The organism is Deltaproteobacteria bacterium, assembly GCA_020845895.1.
Lineage (GTDB): Bacteria > Lernaellota > Lernaellaia > JACKCT01 > JACKCT01 > JADLEX01.
Genome location: JADLEX010000055.1, coordinates 1 through 8,886 on the forward strand (window position 1 = coordinate 1; position 8,886 = coordinate 8,886).

At 64.1% G+C, this 8,886-nt stretch carries 9 protein-coding genes; 8 read left to right on the forward strand and 1 reads right to left on the reverse strand.

Features of this window, described 5'->3' with window-relative positions; genetic code table 11:
- The first annotated feature begins 204 nt into the window (after nucleotides 1-204).
- The 8 genes from IT350_07305 to IT350_07340 all read left to right on the forward strand — a co-directional run bounded on the left by IT350_07305 (nucleotide 205) and on the right by IT350_07340 (nucleotide 8,193).
- Nucleotides 205-1,518, forward strand: a complete 1,314-nt coding sequence (locus IT350_07305) for a hypothetical protein (protein ID MCC6157844.1) — start codon at nucleotides 205-207, stop codon at nucleotides 1,516-1,518.
- A gap of 61 nt (nucleotides 1,519-1,579) precedes the next feature.
- Nucleotides 1,580-2,734, forward strand: coding sequence for a HAMP domain-containing histidine kinase (locus tag IT350_07310; GenBank protein MCC6157845.1), 1,155 nt, complete (start codon nucleotides 1,580-1,582; stop codon nucleotides 2,732-2,734).
- On the forward strand, nucleotides 2,731-3,435 hold the full coding sequence (locus IT350_07315; GenBank protein MCC6157846.1) for a response regulator transcription factor: 705 nt from the start codon (nucleotides 2,731-2,733) through the stop codon (nucleotides 3,433-3,435). The genes IT350_07310 and IT350_07315 overlap by 4 nt, the downstream gene beginning before the upstream one ends.
- A 79-nt stretch (nucleotides 3,436-3,514) precedes the next feature.
- The gene (locus IT350_07320; protein ID MCC6157847.1) at nucleotides 3,515-4,495 is read left to right on the forward strand and encodes a branched-chain amino acid ABC transporter permease; all 981 of its coding nucleotides are present in this window, start codon (nucleotides 3,515-3,517) and stop codon (nucleotides 4,493-4,495) included.
- Between the two features lie 13 nt (nucleotides 4,496-4,508).
- Nucleotides 4,509-5,384, forward strand: a complete 876-nt coding sequence (locus IT350_07325) for a branched-chain amino acid ABC transporter permease (protein ID MCC6157848.1) — start codon at nucleotides 4,509-4,511, stop codon at nucleotides 5,382-5,384.
- Between the two features lie 37 nt (nucleotides 5,385-5,421).
- Entirely contained in the window at nucleotides 5,422-6,645 is a 1,224-nt protein-coding gene (locus tag IT350_07330; protein ID MCC6157849.1) for an ABC transporter substrate-binding protein, read from the forward strand.
- A gap of 1 nt (nucleotide 6,646) precedes the next feature.
- The gene (locus IT350_07335) at nucleotides 6,647-7,423 is read left to right on the forward strand and encodes an ABC transporter ATP-binding protein (protein ID MCC6157850.1); all 777 of its coding nucleotides are present in this window, start codon (nucleotides 6,647-6,649) and stop codon (nucleotides 7,421-7,423) included.
- A gap of 2 nt (nucleotides 7,424-7,425) precedes the next feature.
- A complete protein-coding gene (locus IT350_07340; protein ID MCC6157851.1) occupies nucleotides 7,426-8,193 on the forward strand; it encodes an ABC transporter ATP-binding protein in 768 nt (255 codons plus the stop codon).
- Between the two features lie 74 nt (nucleotides 8,194-8,267).
- On the opposite strand, the gene IT350_07345 is transcribed toward IT350_07340, so the two are convergent.
- On the reverse strand, nucleotides 8,268-8,886 hold a 619-nt coding region (locus IT350_07345; protein MCC6157852.1), incomplete at its 5' end, for a DUF1566 domain-containing protein.

Genomic DNA, 8,886 nt, shown 5'->3' on the forward strand with positions numbered 1-8,886 from the left:
AAATACGTCGACGAAATCATTCGTCACTCGCGGCGGGAACGGGAGAAAAACGCGAAAAGGAGGATCAACAAACTGGCGAGCGGAAAACCGACCGACAAGACCAGAATTTAGATGCGTTTGCCCTGCCGGGATGGTCGATTTTCCTTGACCCGTGCCGCACGACCTGTCATCTTCACGCCTCCTCACGGTGATGGAGAGACGGCCATGAGGAATCTTCGTCGCGGATTCGTGGTGGGAGTGTGCGTTGTCGCAGTGGCGTTCGGCGTGGTAATCGCCGTTGGGTCGAGCGCGCTGGGCGACTGGGAGGAACTGCCCAATCCTCCCATAGACCTGCCTTCCACATGGCTATCCAGAAACGACAATTTTTGGAATTTTCCGAGCGGCATATTTTCTTTATGCCTTCCTTTTCTCGTATCCGACGATCAATCTAATATTTACATTGGCGCATCATCCACATTCTTCGAATATGATCAGTTTTTGTCGTACAACACACTCAGCGCGGAATATCAACAACTGTCGCCGCCGCCACCGCCGCAGGCGAACATAACGATGTGCATCGATGCGTCTGGAAACGGAGAGTATGTAGATGGAAATTTGTATTTCTATGCCCCATTTCATCCTAACGCCATGGTGTATGATGTGTCAACGCAAAACTGGAATGCGTCAGCCATCTCTGCCGTGATGGGGCTCGGTACAATAACTTTCTTTTCCGATCTCGATAAAGAAACTCTCTATTGGTCCCTTTGGCCTGTCTGGACTTTTAAATATGACCCAGATCATGGATGGTCCGCATTGCGATTTTATGATTATGCTTCGAGTTCTCGAGGATTTTCTAGATTTTCGATAATGAATAATAAGATATATTATTCCGGCGGATTTTATATGTACTATTCCAAATCGCAATCGGCGTCGTTCGGATCATACTACGGAACTTCTAGTGCGGATGCGTTGGCATTTGATCTTGTCGCTTGGGAACCAATTCCGATGAGAGCTGTCCCAAATGAAACGGCCATGATCGGTGTTGCATGGGGTGCAGGTGGCGCGCATTATTTAGGGTTCACACTGAAAGGAATAAGTCCGTACTATTACTCGTTTCCGATAATGGAAGAATATTACGTTCGAAGATCTGAAGTATATTATTATATATATAACCCAGCTTCTGATGAATGGCAAACGCTGCCGGACGAGTACCCACCGGATTGTCTCCCCATCGCAGCGACAGGACAGGGAACTTGGCTCTATGCACTGTTCGGATGCATCGCCGGGGACGATGCTGTCGTCAAATACTATCGGAAAGATATCGGGATATATGATTGGTCGACGACAACGACGACCTCCACCACCAGCACGACGACAACAAGCACGACATCGACAACGCAGCCCTTGGATGACGACTCCGACGACGACGCGCTCGACGACGACGCCGGCGACGACGACGCCGGCGACGACGACACGACCTCACCAGATGCCGATGCGCCCGCCGATGGAGACGATGGCGACGACGGGTGCGGCTGCTAGGGACGCACGCTTGTAGACCGCGCGCCTTGCCGCGGCGGCGCGATTCCGCTATCTCACACGCATGGGAAATCCCAAACGCTGGGCCGGCGCCTGGCGCGCCGTCCGCGAGCGCGTCTATCACATCATCTTCGCCTTCAGCCTCGTGGCGCTGGTCGCGCTCGGCGCGTGGTGGTGGGTTTTCATGAACCGCGCCATCACCGAGCGATACGAATCGGAGCTGACGCGCCTGCGCCTGCAGGCCGAGCAGTACCAGATCCTGTTCGGCCATTCGAATATGCCGCCGCAGCCGCAGCTCATCACGCGCGAGTCGGGCCTGATCCTCGTTCCGTCCGAACAGAAGCTCCCCGGCGCGCTTCCGCTCTCGCCGCGCTGGCCGCAGGTGTCCGTCGCCGTCGATCCCGAACGCGCGAAATCGATCGAGGACAAGCACCACCGCCAGATGAAGATGTGGATCGGCGAGGGCGGATTCCTGTTTCTGCTGCTCATCGGGTGCGTCGCCATGCTCTACCGGCTCGTCAGCGCCGAGATCCGGTTCCGCAAGGCGATGGACTCGTTCCTCAACCAGGTGACGCACGAGCTCAAGACGCCGGTCGCCGGCATCCGCAGCCTGCTGCAATCGCTCTCGCTAGGCCGCGTGCCGACCTCGCAGATGCCGCACCTGCTCAACCTCGGCCTGTCGAATATCGACCGGCTGGAGCACCTCATCGAGAACATCCTCGTGCGCAACCGGCTGCGCACGCACCGCTTCACGCCGCAGCTCGGCCCGGTGGACCTGGGCACGCTGGCGCGGCAGGTGATCGACCATCGGTTGCAGCTCGGCCTCGTGCAGCAAATGCCAGGCCTTGAAATCAAGTCACGCGCGAAGGCGCTGGGCGACGCCGAATCCGTCCGCGTCATCATGGAGAACCTGCTCGACAACGCCGAGAAATACAGCCGCGGCGGCGACGCGGTGCGCATGCGCATCCGCGAGGACGGCGACGCGATCGTGCTGACGGTCGAGGATCGCGGCGTGGGCATCGCGCCCGAACACATCCACGACATCTTCAAGCCGTATTTTCGCGGCCACGAACCGCGCGACGGCATGCTGCACGGCAGCGGTCTCGGCCTCGACATCTGCCGCCGCCTGACGACGGCGATGGGCGGCACGATCACCGCGCACAGCGAGGGACCCGACACGGGCGCGCGATTTGAACTGCGTCTGCGGAAGTCGCCGTGAACGGACGCATCCTTCTCGTCGAGGACGACGAACTGATCGGCTCGATGGTGCGCCTGAATCTCGAGTCGGACGGTTACGCCGTCGAGTGGCTGCGCGAGGGCCGTCCCGCGCTCGCCAAGTCGCGCGCCGCCGACGCCGATCTCGTGATCCTCGACATCATGCTGCCCGACACCGACGGGGTGCGCGTGGCGCGCTCGCTGCGCGAGGTCGGGGTCGTCACGCCGATTCTGATGCTCACCGCCAAGGCCGGCGTGGACACAAAAATCGAGGCGCTCGACGCCGGCGCCGACGACTACCTGACCAAGCCCTTCGATATTGGGGAGCTCGCCGCGCGGGCGCGTGCGCTCATCCGGCGCAGTCAGGGTCAGCGGCACCTCGCGTCGTCGGACCGGCTGCAGATCGGGCGATACGTCGTTCATCTTCAGAGCCGCGAGGCGACGACGCGCGAGGGCGACGTGGCGCTGACGCCCAAGGAAGTCGAGCTGCTCGAATACTTCCATCGCCACCAGGGGGTGACGCGCTCGCGCGCGGACATCCTGGAGGAGGTGTGGGGGATGGAAGTGTACGTCTCCGAACGCACGATCGACAACTTCATCGTGCGCTTCCGCAAGCTCTTCGAGGACGACCCCGACGCTCCGAAGCTCTTCATGACGGTACGCGGCGTCGGCTACCGCTACGTGGCGGGGCCATCCGCTTCGTAAGACCCGCCCGTCGCAGGCATCATGTTTGACGTCCGGGGAAAAACGGTTAAGTTCACCCTTTCGTTCACCGCCGGGTGTCATGGATCGCAAACTCTCCCACGCAGAGGACCTGCGCCTGTTTTCGACGCGCGCGTCGATCGTCGCGTTCGCGGCGCTCATGGCGCTGCTCGCCGCCGCGCCGTTTGTCCTTCCCGGCTGGCGGATTTTCGCGCTCAACCAGATCGCCATCCACATCGTGCTCGCGGTCGGGCTCAACCTGCTCGTCGGCACGACGGGCCTCATCTCGCTCGGTCACGCGGCCTTTCTCGCCGTCGGGGCGTACACCAGCGTCGTGCTCGTGGGCGCGGGTGTGCCGTTTGTCGTCGCGCTCGTGGCGGCCGGGGCGGTGTCGGGAGCGCTCGGCTTCGTCGTCGGGTTGCCCGCGCTCCGTCTCGAAGGGCCCTACCTGACCATCGCCACGATGGGCTTCGGCATCGCGACGCAGCAGATCCTCGGTTACTGGGAATCGCTGACCGGCGGGCACATGGGGCTGCACACGCCCCCGATCTCGATCGCGGGCATGCCGCTCGCCACCGACGCCGCGCGCTACGGCGTCATCATGCCCGTGACGGTGCTGTGCGTGATCGCGGGATACAATATCCAGCGCTCGCGCGTCGGCCGGGCGCTCGCCGCGATCCGCGACAGCGACGTTGCCGCGCAGGCGTCGGGCGTCGATCTCACGGCGTATAAAACGCGCGCGTTTGCGATCTCGACCTTCTTTGCCGGCCTCGCCGGTTCGCTCTACGCGCACAACGCGGGCTTCATCGCGCCGGAAAACTTCGACCTGTTTCTCTCGATCAAGATGCTCGCGATGGTGGTGGTGGGCGGGCTCGGCTCGGTGCTGGGCTCGGTGCTCGGGCCGTCGCTGCTCGTCGGCGTCGAACTCGCGTTCTCCGGAGCGAAGTCGTATTCGGCGATCATCGTCGGCGCGGTGATGATCGTCGTGGTGCTCTTCGAGCCGGCGGGGCTGCGTGGCCGCTGGCTCACGATCAAGCGTTACTGGAAAACCTGGCCGTTCTAAGGAGGATCGCCGCGTGTTCGCGCAACTGGTCGTCAACGGCATCGCGATGGGCAGCGTGTACGGGCTGATCGGCCTGTCGCTCGTGCTCGTTTACAAGACGACCGAGGTCATCAATTTCGCGCAGAGCGCGCTCGCCATGACGACCGCCTTCGTCGCATGGGCGCTCGTCACGTCGCGCGGCTGGCCGTTTTGGCCGTCGGCCGCGGCGGCGGTCGCGCTCGGCGCGCTGATGGGCATGCTCGTGCAGTTTGCGCTGCTGCGGCGCGCGAAGGAGCCGAACCTGCTCGGCCTCGTCATCCTCACGCTCGGCCTCGAACTCGTGCTCGGCTCGCTGGTGGGTGTTGTCGCCGGCACCGACACCAAGGCGCTGCCGTCGCCGGTGTCCGACACCGAGGTCTTCGAGATCACGTCCACGCTCGTCGTGAGCCGCCTCAACGTGCTCATCGTCGTGGTGTCGCTGGCGACGATGGGCGCGCTCGCCGCGTTCTTTCGGTTCACGCGCACGGGCACGGCGATGAAGGCGGTGTCGCAAAACGCCGAGGCCGCGCGAATCATGGGCATCCGCGTCAATCGCATCCACATGCTCGCGTGGGGGCTCGCATGCGGGCTCGGCGCGCTCTCGGGCATCCTGATCGCGCCGGTCACGCTGGTCGATCCCAACATGATGGTCGCTCCGCTGCTCAAGGCGTTCGCCGCCGCGGTGCTGGGCGGCCTCACGAGTCTGCCCGGCGCGGCGGTGGGAGGGTGGATTCTCGGCGTCGTCGAAAATCTCGTCGGCGGGTACATCTCGCCGCAGTTCAAGTCCACCGTGGCCTTCGCGGTCATCATTCTCATGCTCTGCTTGCGACCGAGCGGGCTGTTCGGGCGGCATCGGCGCAAGAAGGTCTGACGTTTTGCCCAAAAAACGGACGAAGAGGAGGGTTCCCATGCGCGCTCGTATCACGGTCATTCTGATGGCGCTCGCCCTGGCGGCGATCGCGTGCAAACCCCCGGCGCACGAAGCGCCTCCGCCCGCGCCGCCCGCGCCGGGCGGCGAGTCCGCGCCGACCGCGCCCGCGGCGGCGAGCGGCATCACGGACACCGAGATCCGCATCGGCACCTGGGCGCCGATGAGCGGCCCGGCGTCGGCTTACGGCATCGTCGCACGGTCGATGCAGGCATATTTCGACATGGTGAACGAGGCGGGCGGCATCCACGGGCGTAAGCTCGTGCTGCTTGCGCGCGACGACGGCTATCAGCCCTCGCGTACCGTGAGCGCCGTGAAGGAGATGATCGAAAAAGACGGCGTGTTCGCCTTCGTCGGCGGCGTGGGCACCGCGCCGGGCATGGCGGTGAAGGACACGATCGAGACCGCGGGCAAGGTGTGGGTCGGTCCGGCGACGGGTTCGTCGGCGTGGGCGAATCCTCCGTCGAAGCTCCGATTCGCGGTGTACCCGACGTACAACGTCGAGGCGAAAACGCTCGTCACCTACGCGGCGAAAAACCTGAAAAAGACGAAGTTCGCGATCTTCTACCAGAACGACGCCTTCGGGCAGGAGGGCGTGGAAACCGTGAAGGCGACGCTCGCGGCGCTCGGGCTCGGCGAAGCGGCCATGGTGTCGCACGAGCTGACGGACACGGACCTGTCCTCGCAGGCGCTCAAGCTCAAGTCGAGCGGCGCCGAAGCCGTGGTGCTGTGGTCCACGACGAAGTTCGCGGCGACCTTCGTCAAGGAGTGCGCCAAGATCAAGTTCGCGCCGCAGTTTCTGTCCACGTCCACGGTCACCGATCCGCTCATGTTCCAGCTCGCGGGCGACTCGTGGAACGGCACGATCCTCGCCGACTGGATGCCGCTGCCCGAGGACGCCTCGCCCGGCGTGCAGAAATACCGCGACCAGATGGCGAAGCAGAATCCGCCGCTCACCCTCGGCAACTTCACGATGGTCGCGTTCGCGTTGGCCGAGGCGCTGGTCGAGGCGCTGCGTCGCGCGGGGCCCGACCTGACCACCGACAAGCTCGTCGCCGCGCTCGAATCGCTTCAGAACTGGAACGGCGATTACGCGCAGCGCATCACGTTCGGGCCGAACGACCGACAGGGCATCGATCAGGTGTTTCTGGCGCAGGCCCGCGAGGGCAAACTCGCGAAGCTCGCCGACTGGCAGGCGCCCTGACGTGTCGATCCTGCGCGTCGAAAATCTCTCGATCCGGTTCGGCGGTCTCGCCGCGCTGCGCGACGTGAATTTTGCCGTCGAACGCGGCGAGATCTTCGCCATTCTCGGGCCGAACGGAGCGGGAAAAACGACGCTCTTCAACTGCGTGAACGGGATCTACAAGCCGGGATCGGGGCGGGTGTTTTTCGAGGACGCCGACGTGACCGGCATCCGTCCCGACCGCGCCGCTCGGCTCGGCATCGCGCGCACATTCCAGAACATCGAATTGTTCACGCACATGACCACGATGGACAACCTGCTGCTCGGCCGGCATCTGGCGATGCGCGCCCGCACGTGGCGCTGCGCCGTGTTCGGTCCGGGGGTGCGTCGTGAGGAGATCGCCGCGCGCGAACACGCCGAGCGCATCATCGACTTTCTCGATCTGCACGCCGCGCGCGACCTGCCCGTGGGCATGCTGCCCTACGGCACGCGCAAGCTCGTCGAAATGGCGCGGGCGCTGGCGCTGGGACCGCGGCTGCTATTACTCGACGAGCCCGCCGCGGGCATGAACCACGAGGAGCGGTCCGAACTGCTGTGGCGCATCCGCGACATCCGCGACGACCTGGGCGTCACGCTGCTGCTCGTCGAGCACGACATGAATCTCGTCATGGCGCTCGCCGACCGCGTTCTGGTGCTCGATCACGGCGAGGCCATCGCCTCCGGCCCGCCCGAGGCCATCGCCGACGATCCCGAAGTCGCCCGGGCGTATCTCGGCGTCGCGACCGAGAAGTCCGCGTGAGTCTGCTCGCCCTCGCCAACGTCGAAACGAACTACGGCAAGATCGCCGCGCTGCGCGGCGTGTCGCTCGAGGTGCGCGCGGGCGAGATCGTCGCGCTGCTGGGCACGAACGGCGCGGGCAAGACCACCACGCTCAAGACGATCATGGGCCTGCTCGACGACCAGCCCGAAAAGGGCACGATCCATTTCGATGGCGAGCGCATCGGCGGGCGCGACACCGAGGACATCGTGCGTCGCGGCATCGCGCTCGTGCCTGAAGGTCGACAGGTCTTCCCCGATCTCAGCGTGCACGAGAACCTGACGATGGGCGCGTATGCGCGCTCGGGCCGCGCCGACATCGCCCGCGACATGGAGCGCGTATACGCGATTTTCCCCCGCCTCGCCGAACGCCGCACGCAGGACGCGGGCACGCTCTCGGGCGGCGAACAGCAGATGCTGGCGATCGGGCGCGGGCTCATGGCCGCGCCGCGCCTGCTGATGCTCGACGAACCCTCGCTCGGACTCGCGCCGATCCTCGTCGCCGAGATCGACCGCGTGATCGCCGATCTCAACCGCGAGGGGCTGACGATCCTGCTCGTCGAGCAGAACGCCAACATGGCGCTCGCATTGGCGGACCGCGCGTACGTGCTGGAATCGGGCCGCGTGGTGCTGGCGGGGGAATCGGCCGCGCTGCGCGAGAACCCCGACATCAAGGAATTCTACCTCGGCAAGCCGCACGCGGTCGCGCCCGAGGACGCGAGGCGCTACAAGCGCAAGAAGCGCTGGCAGTAGGCACACACCCGGGTATAGGACCGGGCGACGTTCGAGCCGCCCGGCGCAATCGCGTTTCTCAGGCTGCGTGATCGCTACTTGACCTCGACCGGCGCGAACTCTCCGCGCGCGCAGCGGGCTTTCACACCCTCAAGGTCGTAGCCGCTGTCGCCAATACCGGCTCGTCGAAAAGAAACCTTCCATGCCGTTTCGTGCATCGTGGGAGGCGGGGGTGTCGACGACGACCAATACATGGTACATTCACCTTCCAACTCGTCGGGCCAATAGCATCCCTCGTTCGGGCCCATTCCCGATCCACAACCTGTACAGTTGTAAGCCTCACCAAACTCCGCGCACTCGACATCGAGGCAATCGTCCGTTACATCGCACTCGCCCCCAAGCTGCGTCGACTCACAACCGCGGATCAGGCTGCGCAACTCCGAGATCGTCGGCAACCGCCAATCGTCGTGTCCGCCGCAATCGAGTATTTCGCAGGCATCGACTGCGTCGGGCCAAGGCGCCCAACCCGATTGGAAGGGCAACGGCTCGACCAGCCAGGTCAAACCCGACGTCGTGTCCGTCCAGACATCGCACTCGGTTTGCGTGTCGTCGTCCGCATCATCGTCGAACTCGTCGTCGGCATCGTCATCGGTGTCGTCGTCTTCCACGTCGTCATCCGCATCATCGTCCGCATCGCTCGCGTCCGACGAGTCG

Bases quoted from the DNA above. Each gene is read 5' to 3' on its own strand.
- IT350_07310 (MCC6157845.1), top strand. From the start codon at position 1,580: ATGGGAAATCCCAAACGCTGGGCCGGCGCCTGGCGCGCCGTCCGCGAG.
- IT350_07330 (MCC6157849.1), top strand. From the start codon at position 5,422: ATGCGCGCTCGTATCACGGTCATTCTGATGGCGCTCGCCCTGGCGGCG.
- IT350_07305 (MCC6157844.1), top strand. From the start codon at position 205: ATGAGGAATCTTCGTCGCGGATTCGTGGTGGGAGTGTGCGTTGTCGCA.
- IT350_07320 (MCC6157847.1), top strand. From the start codon at position 3,515: ATGGATCGCAAACTCTCCCACGCAGAGGACCTGCGCCTGTTTTCGACG.